Source organism: Parasediminibacterium schistidii (assembly GCF_046546515.1).
Taxonomy (GTDB): domain Bacteria; phylum Bacteroidota; class Bacteroidia; order Chitinophagales; family Chitinophagaceae; genus Parasediminibacterium.
In genome coordinates, this window is record NZ_JBKHKJ010000010.1 from 121,131 (window position 1) to 137,938 (window position 16,808).

Below are 16,808 nucleotides of genomic sequence, written 5' to 3' on the forward strand. Positions count from 1 at the left end.
TTTATTGTAAAGCAATTTTTTTCCAATAGGCATTGCCCACCAGCTTATCGGTTAAATCAACATTTTGAAAGAGGCGCAGCATTACATTTTTGCCTTTATATTTTGATAAGTCAATGGCAATCGTTTGCCATTTTCCTACTTCTTCATTAGATGTTACTAACTTAGTAAGTACCTTATCATTGTCAACCAATACCCGCAGTTCCCAGTACTTTTTGTTCTCTGCTGCTACGTTTAATACAAGGCTATCATTGGCTCCCACAGCTATATTTTTATACAAATACATGCCCCTTGCAGGAATGGCAGGGAAGGTTATCAAAGCCCCATCCTCCACATAAGTACCTTTTCGGGAATGTACTATTTGCCAGCTAGTATCCCAATTTTGCAACATGCCGCTTACCGTAAACAACTCGGCTGGCTGGGTAATGATTGGCTGGTTGCCCGGCACTTGCAGCACGCCATCTTTTATGGAAACACCATTGTCTTTTAAAATACCCATACCTACTTTCACGGTTCGCTCTGCCAAGACAGATATGCTTTGGTCAACAGGAGGTAGTGGGTGGGTATCGCCCATAAACTCGCCTTTAATGCGGTTGTGCAAGCCGTCCAATAAATTTTGCGGTATAGATTTCAACCCATACATGGCCGCAATGGCAGCACCTGCACTGGCTGCATTGCAATCAGCATCGGTGTTGTCGCCTGCGGTACAGGCAAGGTTGAGTGTCTTTAAAAAATCGCCATCGCCCTTTAGCAAGCAAGTGGCAATAATGCCGCCATTGGCCACTGCATTGTTGGGCATAGGATACTCGCCTCTCCATCTTTGTTCTATCTGCTCAAATATATTTTCGGCACTTTCCCCTTTTTTTACTAAGCCCAATACCATATCCACACATTGCCTGTAAGGCGAGCTTTTGTCAATTAAACTCGCCGCTTTTTCTACTACTAACGTCCTATTGGTTTCGTTGAAAGCGGTACTGATAAGACCAGCAACAAAAACAGCAGCATCTACTCCTTCGGCATAGCCGTTTACATGGCAATAATACCTAGCCAGCTTTCCCGCCAAATTGGGCATACCGGGCGCCAAGGCTCCATATACATCCGATGAAAACTGTGGGCCAATGGTAAAATACAACCTATTATGCGTGGGATACCCGCTCATTGGGGCTTTTATTCCTTTGAGCATTGCCCATTTGGCCATTTTGCTGGAACCCCAAACCCCACAGGAGTCTTTCAGCCATTGTTCGCCCAATTGTTCCACCGTCATGTGCATGCCATATTTTTCAAAAGCTTTTATGGTAATCATTTCGTAGTACCAGTCATCGTCAACATAGGCATAAGCTAATTTTTTAGGGAAAGTATCTACCCATTTCACCGACCGTTCGTTATTTTCAAATTGCACGCCTATAATCTGGCAGATGATTTGGCTTGCCCATATTGCATGTACTTTATCCGTGTATTCCGATGGTGCTAGTTTAAAAACCACTGTGCCTTTCCCTGTGTTTGGGATATGTTTTATCGACTGCGCCATTAAAGGTGCAGCTAATAAAACACAAGCAATAAGTGGTATTATTTTTTTCATAAGTGGCAGTTGCAATTCTTCCTAAAACCTTAGAGGGTTTGTTTGTAGGATTGTGTACTATCTGGTTAAAACTTCGGTTGTCTCTATTTCATCCCTCACAGGTGCAGAAGTTTGCGCCCCCATCTTGGTAACAGATACAGAAGCTGCCTTGCAGGCAAACACCACTGCATCGTGCCAGCCTTTGCCTTCGGCCAATGCCACAACCAACGCCCCGTTGAACACATCGCCTGCGGCCGTAGTATCTATTGCTTTTACTTGAAAAGACGCTACGATGCCTTCATATCCCTCACAATCCACATAAGCCCCTTTGCTGCCCAAGGTGATGATTACGTTTTGTACTCCCCTTGCTTTAAAAATAGCGGCAGCTTCTTTTGCTGTTTCCTCATTGGTTACTTCAATACCCGTAAGCAGTTCCGCTTCGCTTTCGTTTGGGGTAATTAAGAAAAGTCCTTCGTAAACTGTAGTGGGTAACTGGGCTGCCGGGGCTGGGTTTAGGATCAATTTCTTTTTATAGCCAACCGCATAAGCGGAAAGGTATTCTACCACGGGCAATGGGGTTTCCAATTGGGTTATCAGCCAATCGGCGTTTTCTAAAATAAAATCAGCGTTTTCAATATCTTTTACAGACAGCAATGCATTGGCACCAGAAGCAACAACAATGCAATTTTCGCCCTGCCCGTTTACGGTAATCACCGCTACGCCTGTAGGAGCTTGCCCGTCTTGTAAAATGCCTTCTGTTTCTATCCCTTCCTTGGCATAATGCTGTATGGCTTCGCTGCCAAAGGCATCGTTGCCCACCTTGCAGATAAAACTAACATCGCCACCCAGCCTTGCAGCGGCTACTGCTTGGTTAGCGCCTTTGCCACCTTGGAAAACAAAAAAATCACCACCTAAAATGGTTTCCCCCGGCTTTGGGAACCTTTCTGTTTTTAATACCATGTCAGTGTTGGAACTGCCTATAACTACTATTTTATTTGCCATTGTATTTTTATTGAATGATTTTCAAACTATATTTTCTGAATTTGGATTTGCAGGATGAAAGGAGTTCCCATCGTATTTACAATCCTGCCCACCCTACAATCCTATAGATCCTAATTCAGACTATCCTTTACGGTTTCTTGCCCTTCCACAACTTAAAATCATCCCAATAAACCTGCAAGGTTTTGCCCTGCCCTTTCATAAAAGCCACCAATTCTTTGGAAGTATATAATTTCATTGGACTAAATTCAGTAACACCATCTGGGTTGGGGTCTTTGGGGTTTTGGGTGTATCCGGTTACGTCAAACACTACCTTTTTAGCTCCTCCATCTGGCGTAATAGCCATGTAATAACGGCCTGTTTGTTTGTCCCCTTCCTTGTAATAGCAATCCATCGTAAACCATTTGCCCACAGGCACTTTCACGTTGGTATTATGCCCTTTCCATACTTCCCTGTGTACGGAATCCTCTGCATTGAGTATAAAATTTAAATCGCTAGTGGCAGCAGTAGGCTTGCCGATGCCAAGCGTTACCCTGAAACCGTATTTTTCATTCTCGTGCCACCAACCATTGTTCCAGTATTCGGCTATGGTAAGCCACTTTATGGTATCGGGGTATTTCCTAAGTGCATTGAAATCATTGGGGAGGAATACCCTTACAGAATGGTAAAATTCCTTGTACCCATGTTTTATGTTATAAATGTCTGTTTGTATGCGGGCTTTTACTTGGTGTTCTGATGCCTCCCAGGAATCGTTCAGCCAAAAAGCCAGCACTTGGTTGTTGGGGTTACCCGGCTCGGGGATAATTTTTACGTTTCGTTTGGTGGGGTCCCCGCCTGTGTATTCTATCAAAAATTGCCCGGCATCGGGGTTGTTGTCTAGGTCTTTCACCCAATCACTTTTTTCGGCGAGTGTGGTATCTTTCCCAACAATATCGTCGATGGCATAATGGGGGGTAATAAAACTAGGTATCGTTTTTATATTGGTAACCACTTTCGAACTGCCTTCAAAGCCCGTTTGAAAAATAAGTTGCCCATTGTCGGTAGCATTAACAGTTGCACTAGTTGCTACATGGTTTTTGTTGCCTGCACAAGCAGCTAGCATGGCTATACCCAGCAAAGCAACAGCACACCAAGCCCCAACCAATTTGAAGGAACGAAATTTTTCACATGCAAGCCCAATCATTACTTTCATTCCAATTATTTAATCAATACTATATTTTGGGTTTTTGCTAATCCAATCATATTGCAATCCCCTGCAAAGCTTCCATTCAATCACCTACACGTATGGATAGTAGGCTTACTTCCAAAATATTTTGGCTTTCAGCCTACGATATGCCTTCTTTTCAATCTTATCTGTATGCAAATACATACTTGGTATTTACCAGCCTTCTATACGCTTTACTATACAAATATTATCAACCTAACAAGCACATTATCATTGTTCATCACTACCCTATCCCACTGCAATTATTCTTGCAGCACCTATTCCATATATAAGACTGTTTTTATTGGCTAGAGTACTATTTTTAATAGTATATTTTTAAACTTATTCTTTTTTTCCATAGAATAAACAAGCAGCACCCATCTAATAAAACAAATCGCATCCAACTCAATGGTATATTCTCTAGTTTTTACCGCTTCTAACATGCTGTAACAAGGCTTCCGAATACTAAGGATGGTATGACTATTTTAGGTTTTCTTGGGTTTTAAGCCAATGCAGTGTTTCAATAACCCTCTAAATACCCTCCATAAAAATACATAACGCAACCATCCCTATAATAAGACAAGAAAAAAGGGAAATACCCTTAGGAATACGTTCAAAATAACTTTCCAACTTTTCCTGATAAGGCTTTTTCAATTTTTAACCCAGTCGCACTATTCTTTGCATCCTTTGTCTAAACCCTTTGTGTTCTTTGGGATTAAACAACTTTTTTTTAAATAATATCCTAGTTTCACTGGACTGTGACGTTAGGCTTCGCAACTATAAAAGCATACAATTTCAAATAGATTTGATGTAGTAAACAACCTGACTAAAGCATAAACGCCAAAAGATTGCAGCAGCCTTCAAATTTTCAAGTATCCTCGGCTAACGGAAAAAAAATAACAAAAAAAGGCTGCCACCCTTTAGGTAACAGCGTTTTTTAACCCAGACATTGCAGTTGACTTCGTTATGAAAGGCTCAACTGCAATAAAGACGAGTATTTGAGCCGAATTTTTGGTCGAAAACATAGAGTACTATGGCAAGGCCAAAAAATCAAGCAAATGCTTGTGTTTGAAGTAGTTGGGGCTTGCAATAGATTTCAACTTCAAAATCCGGGTTAAAAGTATTTACTGCAAGCATTAAGAAGTAAACGCCGCTTTCTTTATTTGAAAGGAAGCAATTAAACTAGCAGCCTCCGTGATTTGTAAAGACCCGCTCGGCGTATTCTCCCGACTACGCGGAGCGGGGGCAATGATTATTTTAGAAATCAAATAATAAAGTACCAGTAAATGGTTGTTTCATTGCCTCGTTTTTTTGGCTTTGCGGCCCCATTAGCTTGGGATCCTGAAATTTTGTACCAATAGGGCTAATAGCATCAAAAAAGCCAATAGTATTGCCTGGAAAAGGTGGGTTGATATTATTATTAGGTGCAGCTAATGGTTTCTGTGGCTTTAACAGTTGCAAATAGATCCCATTCGTTTTTGCGTAAACCGTAAAGTTAGATTCTTTATTTTGTAGTGTAAACCAATACAATTCTGAATGCCAGCCTTTAAATTCGGGATACTCCCAAGACTCCCCAGTAATCGTATTGTTATACTTCTTTTGCCAAACACCCAATTGCTGCCCTTGCAAGCGGTTTTTCCAAACATGGTATGGTCCACGTCCCAGCCATTCCGCACCATTTATCTTTTCTTCCGGATAATTAAATGTAATGCCACGGTAATTTGATTCTTTATCAATAAAATATTGGTAATCTAGCTGGGGAAATTGCCCTTTTCTAAATGTCCATTTAATAGTAAAATGATTAGAATCGGCATATATCGGCTCCACTATATATGCCTCCCCATCCTCATGGTTTTTAAAACCAACAAGTGTAAGCGAAACACCAGCCAATGCTGGCCCTTCGGTTAATGAAATAGCTGTTTGGCCACTAACCACTTTGGTTAAGAACCCTGTTTTCTTATCAAAATTATAAGCAACACCATTGCTGCTAACTATTAGTAAATCTGAATCGTCCTTAAGGGTGGTTGGCACGGCTGCCTTGCTTACCACAACGGCCATTTGTTGCGGTGAATGGATGGCCCAACTCCATGTAAAAACTTCTTTATTATTAAAATCATAAGCAGTAACATATAAAGCATCTGCACCTGCTTGGGTGGGCATATTAATAGTTAAAGTGCCTTTTTCGTTAGGAGCCAAATTTAGGGGCTGCGCTAGCCCTTTAGCCAGTGTGGATGCAGTACCGCCAGCAACTGGAAATTTTACCAATTTCCAGTCAAAGCTGCATTTGTTCAGGTTGGTGTATATATAGTGGTTCTCAATAGGCAGCTTGCCATTAAAGTTTTCAGGCAATGTTTTGGTAGTTATTTGGATGGGGCTCCATGTTTCTTTAATTGCAAAGAAGCTTCCTTCCTTCTCCCTATGGGGACCAACTATGCCATCGGGGGCATGGTTGCCATCTACATCTATGGCATTGTTTTTATCGGCACGCACCACGCCTTCATCATGAAAGCTCCATAAAAAGCCACCCGCAGCAAGTCGGTTTTTCATCATTTCGCCCCAAAAATCTTCCAATGCCGCACCATGTCCTCCATCAAACAAGCCATGCATAAATTCAGTAGGAAAAAAAACCTCTTTACCTGTTGCTGCTTCTTTCAATAAATACTTAAAATCGGGATAGTGCTTGGTATTTGTGCCATTAAACCGCTCCCATGGATGGATAACCCACCTTTTTTGTGGATCATACAGTTGGTACTCATTATCTAAAGCACGGTTAAAGCCACCTTCGTTTCCATTATCCCAGATTACTATTGAAGGATGGTTTACATCCCTCACTACCAATTCCTTTACCAATTTTCTACCTACAATGGTATCGTAAAATGCTTGCCACCCAGTTAATTCATCCAATACAAATAACCCAAGCGAATCGCACAAATCAAGAAACTCTTTATCGGGTGGGTAATGGCACATCCGCACAGCATTCATGTTCATTTCCTTTATTAACCCAATATCCATTAAATGAATATCCCTACTTAGTGTCCTGCCACTTTCTGGCCATTCGCTATGGCGATTTACACCTTTAAATATCACTTTGGCACCATTTACATAAAAACCATCGTTTAGCCTTAATTCTGTAGTACGAAAGCCAAAACGTTGTTTGATTGTATGTACTGTTTTGCCATTTTCTTTAATGGAAATGATGGCATTGTACAAGTTGGGCTGCTCTGGGTTCCATGTTTTGATTTGATCAGCGTGTTGGCTAAGCACCAAACTATCGCTGGCTGGCAAAGTAAAAGGCTTGCCTACAATTGTACCAGTCAATGTTTCTATTTGTGCTTCTATCTTTTGTTTGTCATTGGTCTTATTTGCAAATACGGTTACATTAAAATCGCCCGATGCTTTTGCATCAATGGCCACCCTTTCTATATGGGTTATCGGTACTATTTCTAAATAAACAGGGCGAAAAATGCCACCAAACATCCAAAAATCGGCATGGCGTTCTGCTTTGTTGATAGATGCATTGGTAGAATGCCTGCTTACAGTTACTTCCAACAGGTTTTCCGTATTAAATTTTATCAAATCGCTGATATCATACTTAAATTCATAAAAACCCCCTTGGTGGACATCGCCTGCTGATAGACCATTAATTTTTACTTCCGTATCGGTCATAGAAGCGTTGAATACGATTATTACCTTCTTGTCTTTATACGCAGCAGGCACTTTGAATTTGTATTTGTAAAAGCCTTGCTCCGGGTCTTTCACATCATTATAATAGGAATAGCTGCCAAAACCTTGCATTTCCCAATTAGAGGGTACAGGAATAGTAGTCCAGTTGCCGCTATTCCTACCTTTGGTACACATAAATTCCCAATTTACAGTATGGTCTTTATCTGTTCCCGACAGATATTGGACTATTGTTTTCTGTGCTTTCAATAGGGGGCAAAACCCAAAAGAGAAAATGGCAATTAGCAAAGCATGTTTAATTTTAATCATAGCAGTCATTTAATCCTTTATGCAATTAAGGAAATTTTTTTTAATGCCCAAATATGACTATAATTTTGAAACAATGTTTAATACACATATATATTTTTTACTAAAAATGCTAACCACTCACTACTATAGGACAGCGTTGCTGATTATCTTGCCTAGCTTATACTAATTACCAATCTAATAGTTTTTCTCTATCTCAATATTCAAATTCCCAATTTGGTTTCTAGTAAAAAAACACCAACTTTACTACCTAAAAATTATTCATCATAATTAAATATCTAGAATGGAAAGCAACGATAAAGACATTAGCAAATGCCCATTCCACAATGGCACATTAGAAAAACAAAACACTGGAGCCCGTGGTACAAAAAACCAAGATTGGTGGCCCAATAGGTTGCCATTGAACATCCTCCGCCAACATTCCGCTTTATCTAACCCACTAGGCGAAGATTTCAACTATGCGGAAGCATTCAAAACGCTTGATTTAGAAGCGGTGAAGCAAGACCTCCACGAGTTAATGACCGATTCGCAAGACTGGTGGCCTGCAGATTTTGGGCATTATGGTGGTTTTTTTATCCGTATGGCGTGGCATAGTGCGGGCACATACCGCATTGCTGATGGGCGTGGTGGAGCAGGCTCTGGTCAGCAAAGATTTGCACCATTGAATAGCTGGCCAGATAATGTGAACCTAGACAAAGCACGCCGTTTGCTTTGGCCTATTAAACAGAAATATGGCAATAAGCTGTCTTGGGCAGACTTATTAATTTTAACAGGTAATATAGCCCTTGAATCGATGGGGTTCAAAACTTTTGGCTTTGCAGGTGGGCGCATAGATTCTTGGGAACCTAGCGAAGATGTGTATTGGGGGGCTGAAACCACTTGGTTGGGTGGCGACATTAGGTATGCCCAGGGATCCGAAGGCGTAGTAGAAACCCATGGCGTTTTAGTGTCAGATGATAAAGCAGACAGCGGCATTCATACCCGCAACTTGGAAAACCCACTGGCGGCCGTGCAAATGGGCTTGATTTATGTAAACCCCGAAGGGCCAGACGGCAACCCCGACCCTATTGCCTCCGCTAGGGATATAAGGGAAACATTTGCCCGTATGGCCATGGACGATGAAGAAACGGTTGCATTGATTGCTGGTGGTCACACATTTGGCAAAACCCATGGTGCTGCCTCCGCCGACCATGTTGGCAAAGAACCCGAAGCACAAGGAATTGAACAACAAGGCTTTGGCTGGAACAGCAGTTATGGTAGCGGCAAAGGTGCAGACACCATTACCAGTGGCTTGGAAGTAACTTGGACAACCACACCCACACAATGGAGTAACAACTATTTTGAAAACCTATTTGGCTATGAATGGGAGCTTACCAAAAGCCCTGCGGGTGCCCACCAATGGACAGCCAAAAATGCAGCGGCCATTATCCCAGATGCATATGATGCATCGAAAAAGCATTTGCCTACCATGCTCACGACAGATTTGGCCTTGCGGCTTGATCCTGCTTATGAAAAAATATCAAGACGCTTTTTCGAGCATCCCGACCAATTTGCTGATGCTTTTGCCCGTGCTTGGTTCAAACTAACCCACAGGGACATGGGTCCACGCCCACGCTATTTAGGGAATGACATACCCAAGGAAGAACTGATTTGGCAAGATCCAATACCTGAAGTAAATCATCCATTGATAGAAGCTAATGATATAGCTGCGCTAAAAACCAGTATTTTACAGTCTGGATTAACGGTATCCCAACTAGTATCCACAGCTTGGGCATCTGCTTCTACTTTCCGTGGTTCAGATAAACGTGGTGGTGCGAATGGTGCAAGGATCCGCTTATCACCCCAAAAATATTGGGCAGTAAACAACCCTGCACAACTATCGAAAGTGCTGGATATTTTGGAAGCAATACAACAGGCATTCAATGCTTCGCAAACAACTGGAAAGAAAGTTTCATTGGCAGATTTGATTGTGTTGGCTGGTGTTGCTGGCGTTGAAAAGGCAGCTACAAATGCAGGGCATGATATTACCGTGCCGTTTACCCCTGGCCGTATGGATGCATCGCAAGAACAAACCGATGTACATTCTTTCGCCGTGTTAGAACCTATAGCAGATGGCTTCCGCAATTACCTAAAGAACAAATATTCTGTTTCAACAGAAGAATTATTGGTCGACAAAGCACAACTATTAACCTTGACAGCACCCGAAATGACGGCACTTATTGGTGGGCTTCGGGTATTAGATACAAATTTCAATAATACCAAGCATGGGGTGTTTACAACACAGCCTGGCGTACTGAGCAATGATTTTTTTGTGAACTTGCTTGATATTAACACTGTTTGGACTGCAACGGACAATCATAAGGAGGTATTTGAAGGCCGGGACAGAAAAACCGGAGAAGCTAAATGGACAGCTACACGGGCAGATTTGATATTTGGTTCCAATGCAGAGCTAAGGGCAGTAGCAGAAGTATATGCCAGCAGCGATGCACAAAATAAATTTATAAACGATTTTGTAAAAGCATGGGACAAAGTCATGAACCTTGACCGTTTTGATTTGGGATAGTTGGGGATTGATTTTTATCATTAATGACTATTTTGCTACAAGCCATCAAATTTTGATGGCTTGTTTGTTTTGAGAGATGGTTTCTTGCTGGTGTAAACACAATAAAAGTAGGTAAGTAAAGTTTCCGAAATAACTTGCCCCATTCAAGTTAATTGCTAAAAAATATTTAACCACAAAGAACACAAATATTTTGCGCCAAGAAGCGCAATGAGAGTCCTTTTTAAGGTAAAACGTTTCCCTTGCCCCCCAACCCCTCCCCTATCCCTGCGCTAGTGTGATACTCAAACCTCCGAGGTAGGCTGTTCAGAATCAAGGGGGTATTTTAGTACAGTTTTCAGCCGCATTTTGATTTGTGTTATTGCGTTTCAGATGCCCCATCCCCGTCATTGCGAGGCACGAAGCAACCTACTCTACAAAATTTAGGCACTCTTATGTGCGGTTAGATTTCTTCGTGCCTCGCAATGACGGGCATGCAGAAAGCGAATTGGTAGCCCTAAAATGTACGAAGATCTTTATGCCTATTCTGAACAGCCTACCTCCGAGGTAAATTGAAGAACTAAAAAAAGATTTAAAATGGCTTTTTTTCTTCTTTTTTCGTTATTTATTTTTTTTCAGAACCTACCTTTTTGCCTATAACTCATTGATATTCAGTTGTTTATGTTTTTTTAGCCTCATTTTTTATGATAATTTAAGTGAATTTTATGATAGTTTATTGATAGTAAAATGATAGTTTATTGATAATGGAATAATAATTTATTGATAAGAAACTGATAAGATTTTGATGGTGGATTATCATTTTCCCAAGCCAACCATCCGTTGCGAGGGTAAAGGCCAAGAAGCCCTAGTTCCTCATTTAATGTAAAGTTGGCATAGATAGTTACATGAGCCAAAATAAAAATCCTATATGGGGGAAATATGCCCCCATGAGCATCCAAAAATGCCCCCATATAGGATATTGAGCGAAGGCTAACTAAGGCAGCCAAATTCCCCTCACGAGGGGTGGCCGCAGGCCGGGGTGGTTACTCCCGCTACGATAACCCATCCAACGCATAAAGGCAATAATTCATTTTGGCAGGTTGCCTGCAAACAACAGCCAGCCTACATTTCGGTTATATTTCTCCTGCGTTGAAAGGATGGGGAGACCGAAGCGAAGGCACACGCGGCACGCCGTGCGCCAGCAAACCCTAATTATTTCGGCTCGTGCGCTAGCGGGGAAACGGATTATTTGTAAGTCTAAGCATTCCACAAATAGTTAAAAGTTTATTTATTAGTTGCATTAATAATTTCGTATAATGTTATTTGTGTACCACAAGAAAAGATGCGTAAATTAAAAAGTTGTAGGCAAGCTCCGAGGACACCCTAAGCCTCTTCAGCCAATAGTTTCATCGCATTAGCAAATCCACGACTTGTTTCATCATAAACTTCATGACCGTACCCCATCTTATCATTAAGGTCATAAAGCATCTTATACAGAACAAATGGGTTTTGAGATTCGGAAACCCATTTAACAATTATATCTAACATCTCATTCATTTTAGACTGAAAAGTCATGCGACCATCACCTTTTCTAATGCCGGCATTGTCTGACTTCTTCTTGCCTAAAGACAAAAAGATATTTTTTTCATCGTAAATTATATCCCTTGATTGTTTAAATTCTTTACCCTTAGGCAAATAAAGCATTAGAACATTTCTGATACCCTTGTAATAAATATTATACTTTTCATCAGGGTTTTCAAAATCCTTGCCTATCATTTGTCTTAGTTCGTCAATTTCTGTTAGAGTGCCAGTCTGTAAATCTATTGACAACTGCTTGCCACTCTTTTCATTTACTCGACGCAAAAGTTCTAATCTTTCAATATCACTTTCTGAGAGGTCTTGCTGCTTTTTAATCTCTTTTTCTTTCATAAATTATATTGTATTGAGTTCAAAAATTTGTTTGATTTTTAATGAAACCTCCTTCAAGCTACCCTCATTCCATGTTATTGGATTTACTTTGTTTATAGCCAAAGCATAAGGAGGAAAAAATTCATTAAATGCGCTATAATAATTTTTCTTATAAAGTTTATCCTGGTAGAACCTGAAAGCAGAATAAATAAAAGAAACATGAACTTCCATTTCTTTTGCAAATCTTTCAACTACAAAACGATTGTTAATATGGTTTTTAATAAAATTAAATTTTTCAATGCCACAAAAGAAATCCATTGAGAATTGGTCTGCTTTTTCTTCAATAAGAAATAAATCAGGGTCGCCAGTCAAATGAAATTTTGTTTTTTCAATTATTTCTAAATCATAGAGAACATGATGTAATTCATGGATTAGCGTTGTCCAAATTGTAGGATACTTTTTAAATAAATCAGTTAGGACAATACAAGGCCTTCCATTTACAACAAATGTGCCGCCACGGACTTGTGTATTTACAAGTTGATGTTGAATAATTACAGTTACGCCAATATTATACAATGCTTTACAAACTGTAAATAAACCATTCTCTACATCTTGACAATAGGGCTTTATTTTAACTATTAAATCTTTTAACTGCTCTCGATTATATTCGTTTGTATTATTAATATTTTTGAAACATTGGTACGCTGAATTAATCCAAAAATCTTTCATTTTATCAGAAAACTTACGCTTACCTTGACTGAAAAGTGGATTTGCTAATTCGCTTTCAAATTCTAAAATACTTTCAAATCCAAAAAAAGTCAAAACCCTTTCTATCAAACCATCAACATCATCTGTGTCTTCAAAAAACCCAATTTTGCTTAGTTTTTTGACATCAAAATTTTTGACTAAAAAGGAGACCTTTTTTGCTTTTTCAAGTGCCGCAATATTTTCAGGGCTTTGATTTTTCAAAACAGCCAGAACTACTTCATTCAACTCAACTTCTAAAAATTGAGAAATTTTTAAAATATTAATAATGCTTGGTTGTTTAGCCGTGCCGCTGACAATTTCATCAAAAACATCTTTATCAATACTTAAAATATTAAGTGCCTTTGTTTTACTTATATCATACTCCATAAGTTTGTCATCAAACAATTGCCTTAAATCTAATACTTTAGACTCGTCTTGAAAGACAGATTTCAATAAACTATCAATACTAAAGTTTGACATAAAAGAGTAATTACCCACAAATATAAATGATTATATCAACAAAATAAAACAAAAAAGGGTAATTACCCTCAATTAATTAAACCTATCTGACAATATAAGCCTGCACACAATATCCTTATTTGCCATATGGCTGGCTTGACGGAACAAAATCGACTTTTAGTCCATTTTGTTCCGGCCGACTCAGCTTGGCGTAGACTCCTGTCTACGTCATAGCGTTTGCAAATCTCCCGATTTGCGTCTTCATCAAACCCAGACAGTTCAAGAGATTATAGCATTTAGAGGGTTCATCTAACAATAGTACTAAAATAACTTTTTCAAAATGCTAATATATTTAGTTTATCTTCGTGCAAAATTTAGCTTAATGCATGGAGACAAAACAACCCAAGCTAAATCGAAGTTCTTTTTTTACTAATATTAATATAGTTGTAGTGCCAAAATTTGGTGTCGCGTTTATCACCCACAAATCACTCACTTTTTCTCACAAATCACTCATAAAATACGCACAAATCACTCAAAAAGTACGCACAAAACACGCACGAATCACTCACGAATTTTTTCCGATATTGTTGATAATCAATGGTTTAAATGAGTGAAAGCAATTTTTGAAAAAGACAAATGAGCAAAAGAATCCGAAAACAGGCAATACTGAAACTATTTTAATAAAAAGCAAGGTAAAATGGATATTGTAAAAAATAAGCAATTGTTCTTGGTTTGCCCTTCCTGCAAACGCACTAGGTTATACTCGTTAGAAATTGGTTTGCGAAAATCATCCTGCTAAAAGCCTTTCAGGCTAAAGGCTTCCATCATTAAAATCATGCAAATAGTTTTTATCAAATGCATGAATAGTTTTTAGAAATGAGTTTGTTCTAAGAAAGTTATTTTAAAATAGCTGCTAAACTATGTTTGAACCACTAAAAATAAAAAAGGGTTTCAATTGCTTGAAACCCTTGCTATCATTGGGTGGGAGTTGACGGGTTCGAACCGCCGACCCTCCCGATTTGCAAATCGGGATGCCCTAAACCTGTTGGGTTAAAATATCAGATGATTAATATAAAATGAAAAGCCCTCATGAATTATGAGGGCTTCTATCTGTGGGAGTTGACGGGTTCGAACCGCCGACCCTCCCGATTTGCAAATCGGGATGCCCTAAACCTGTTGGGTTAAAATATCAGATGATTAGTATAATATGAAAAGCCCTCATGAATTATGAGGGCTTCTATCTGTGGGAGTTGACGGGTTCGAACCGCCGACCCTCCCGATTTGTAAATCGGGATGCCCTAAACCAACAGTGCTAAATCCCAATTAACTTTTCAATCATTTTCCTGCTTTTCCAACCTTTAATTTGTTGCTCCTTTGCAAATGCTTCCTCTTTTGTGCCAAATGCCTCTTTATACACAATTACCCAATCTTTATGCTTGCCTGTAAACCCCTTATGGTTAGTATTATGCTTCCTTAACCTTTCAGCCAAATCATCACCTGTGAAGCCAACGTAATACTTGTCGGCACTTATGGAATAAAGGATATAAGTATAGAAGGTAGGCATAAATGGAATTAAATAAAAAAGCCCCAAAAATCATTTGGGGCAATCTGTGGGAGTTGACGGGTTCGAACCGCCGACCCTCCCGATTTGCAAATCGGGATGCCCTAACCCTGTTGGGCTAAAATATCAGATGATTAATATAAAATGAAAAGCCCTCATGAATTATGAGGGCTTCTATCTGTGGGAGTTGACGGGTTCGAACCGCCGACCCTCTGCTTGTAAGGCAGATGCTCTAAACCAGCTGAGCTAAACTCCCTTTTTTGAGTTGTTTTATTTGTTTTGGGAGTGCAAAAATAGGGGTAAAAAATTAACTGCCAAAAATATTTTCAAAAAAAAGAGATTATTTTGCAAAGGGTATCATATAGGTAACGCCCTCTATGGCCAAGTCGCTATTTTCAAATACTTCTTTTACTTCCTCTAAAAAAACATCTATGTTTTCGTACTTGCTGCTGAAATGCCCAATTATCAACTTCCCTACGCCTGCTTCCAAGGCAATGGTAGCCGCCTGATGCGTGGTGGAATGAAAGCGCTTCTTGGCGTTTTCTGTCATGGTTTTAAGATAGGTGGTTTCATGGTATAGCAAATTCACCCCTTTTACATACCCAGCTATCTGGTGGTCATATAGCGTATCACCAGAATAAGCATAGCTGCGGCCAGCAGCGCTTGGCATAGTAACCCATTCGTTCTTTATAATATCGCCATCCTTGGTGGTATAGTCCTCTCCATCTTTTAACCTTTCATAAAAAATGGCTGGTATGGGGTATTTTAAGACTTCGAGTTTGTTTATTTTCCTCAATTTCCTTTTTTCCCTCACAATAAAGCCCTTGCACTCTACCCTGTGGTAGGTAGAAAAGCACTCCACTGTAAATTTTTTCTCGTCTACCAGCAGCCCATCGCTTACTAAAGGCGAAAAATATAGGGGAAATGGCAGCATAGTATCGGCTGCTTTTAGCTGAAGGTCTATCATTTCCTTTAAAAGGGGCGGTCCAAACACGTGTAGGCTGTCTTCTCGGCCAATAAGTGCCAAACTGGCAATAAGGCCAATAAGCCCAAAATAATGGTCGCCATGCAGGTGGGAGATAAAAATGTACCTTATTTTGCTGCGTCGAATTTTGTACCTAGCCATCTGCATTTGGGTGCCTTCGCCACAATCAATTAGCAATAGCTGGTCATGTATGGTAACTATCTGGGCAGTAGGATGCCTGTTATAGGCTGGTACGGCAGAGTTATTGCCTAAAATGGTTACTCCAAACATGGGCTATCGAATTGTATTTTATAATTATCTAATGGCAGCAACAGCAATATAGCTTTCATTTGCATCACTTGTATGTATCAGCGTACAAAAAAGTTGCAAATCACTTTATTTCAGTTAAAAACAATTATTTTTAAGCTAAAAAGGCACATTTCTTACTCATTACTATCAAACAACATATCGTCGCCGTCAAGCAATTCCCTTTCTATTTCTTCCATTTGCACTATGTCCCACGCCTCGCTTTCGGTAGGTGTTTGGTTAATGATGTCGCCTAAGTCTTGTTCTTCAAAAACAGCATCAACGCTGGGTTGAATAGCACATAAAACAAAACTTGCATTGCCCTCATAAAAGCTTTGCTGCAACAGGGCCAATGCTTGTGCTATAGAGCTGCTTATGGTAGTTACCTGCCCCATATCTAAAACTACATTCTTCACTTCCTGCTCCAAGTAAGTAAGGCAGGTATTTTTGAGTTCATCAGCCATCTTGTCATATATCTCTGGTTCCAGCAGGGTAATGACTGTAAATTTCTCCTTGGTATCAATTTTGAATTCCATAATTTTATACATTCAATTTCATACTTTTATATATTCGTACACA

The 16,808-nt window shown here is 39.8% G+C and carries 10 protein-coding genes and 2 tRNA genes; 1 reads left to right on the plus strand and 11 read right to left on the minus strand.

Annotated elements, in window-relative coordinates; all coding sequences use genetic code 11:
* Position 1: 1 nt before the first annotated feature.
* The 4 genes from ACHFIY_RS07880 to ACHFIY_RS07895 form a co-directional block, all read right to left on the minus strand.
* Complete coding sequence (locus ACHFIY_RS07880) at positions 2–1,576, minus strand: ADP-ribosylglycohydrolase family protein (RefSeq protein WP_410845532.1); 1,575 nt, start codon at positions 1,574–1,576, stop codon at positions 2–4.
* 57 nt (positions 1,577–1,633) lie between these two features.
* The gene (rbsK, locus tag ACHFIY_RS07885) at positions 1,634–2,557 is read right to left on the minus strand and encodes a ribokinase (RefSeq protein ID WP_410845533.1); all 924 of its coding nucleotides are present in this window, start codon (positions 2,555–2,557) and stop codon (positions 1,634–1,636) included.
* 127 nt (positions 2,558–2,684) lie between these two features.
* Entirely contained in the window at positions 2,685–3,746 is a 1,062-nt protein-coding gene (locus tag ACHFIY_RS07890; protein ID WP_410845534.1) for a hypothetical protein, read from the minus strand.
* A 1,269-nt stretch (positions 3,747–5,015) separates the two neighbouring features.
* Positions 5,016–7,748 (minus strand): glycoside hydrolase family 2 protein, encoded by a 2,733-nt coding sequence (locus tag ACHFIY_RS07895; RefSeq protein ID WP_410845535.1) that lies wholly within the window; start codon positions 7,746–7,748, stop codon positions 5,016–5,018.
* Between the two features lie 280 nt (positions 7,749–8,028).
* Between ACHFIY_RS07895 and katG the strand changes: the two genes are divergently transcribed.
* Positions 8,029–10,308 carry a catalase/peroxidase HPI gene (gene katG, locus ACHFIY_RS07900; protein WP_410845536.1) on the plus strand — a complete coding sequence of 760 codons (2,280 nt, stop codon included), beginning with the start codon at positions 8,029–8,031 and terminating at the stop codon, positions 10,306–10,308.
* Positions 10,309–11,667: 1,359 nt separating this feature from the next.
* Here the strand turns inward: katG and ACHFIY_RS07905 are convergent.
* The 7 genes from ACHFIY_RS07905 to ACHFIY_RS07935 all read right to left on the minus strand — a co-directional run bounded on the left by ACHFIY_RS07905 (position 11,668) and on the right by ACHFIY_RS07935 (position 16,765).
* Positions 11,668–12,213, minus strand: coding sequence for a hypothetical protein (locus ACHFIY_RS07905; protein ID WP_410845537.1), 546 nt, complete (start codon positions 12,211–12,213; stop codon positions 11,668–11,670).
* Positions 12,214–12,216: 3 nt separating this feature from the next.
* Positions 12,217–13,419, minus strand: coding sequence for a hypothetical protein (locus ACHFIY_RS07910; RefSeq protein WP_410845538.1), 1,203 nt, complete (start codon positions 13,417–13,419; stop codon positions 12,217–12,219).
* A 1,222-nt stretch (positions 13,420–14,641) separates the two neighbouring features.
* Positions 14,642–14,720 (minus strand) — tRNA-OTHER (locus ACHFIY_RS07915).
* Positions 14,711–14,962 carry a GIY-YIG nuclease family protein gene (locus ACHFIY_RS07920; RefSeq protein ID WP_410845539.1) on the minus strand — a complete coding sequence of 84 codons (252 nt, stop codon included), beginning with the start codon at positions 14,960–14,962 and terminating at the stop codon, positions 14,711–14,713. The genes ACHFIY_RS07915 and ACHFIY_RS07920 overlap by 10 nt, the downstream gene beginning before the upstream one ends.
* A gap of 178 nt (positions 14,963–15,140) precedes the next feature.
* Positions 15,141–15,215 (minus strand) — tRNA-Val (locus ACHFIY_RS07925).
* 84 nt (positions 15,216–15,299) lie between these two features.
* A complete protein-coding gene (locus ACHFIY_RS07930; RefSeq protein ID WP_410845540.1) occupies positions 15,300–16,214 on the minus strand; it encodes a ribonuclease Z in 915 nt (304 codons plus the stop codon).
* Positions 16,215–16,366: 152 nt separating this feature from the next.
* The gene (locus tag ACHFIY_RS07935) at positions 16,367–16,765 is read right to left on the minus strand and encodes an STAS domain-containing protein (protein ID WP_410845541.1); all 399 of its coding nucleotides are present in this window, start codon (positions 16,763–16,765) and stop codon (positions 16,367–16,369) included.
* Positions 16,766–16,808 lie beyond the last annotated feature (43 nt).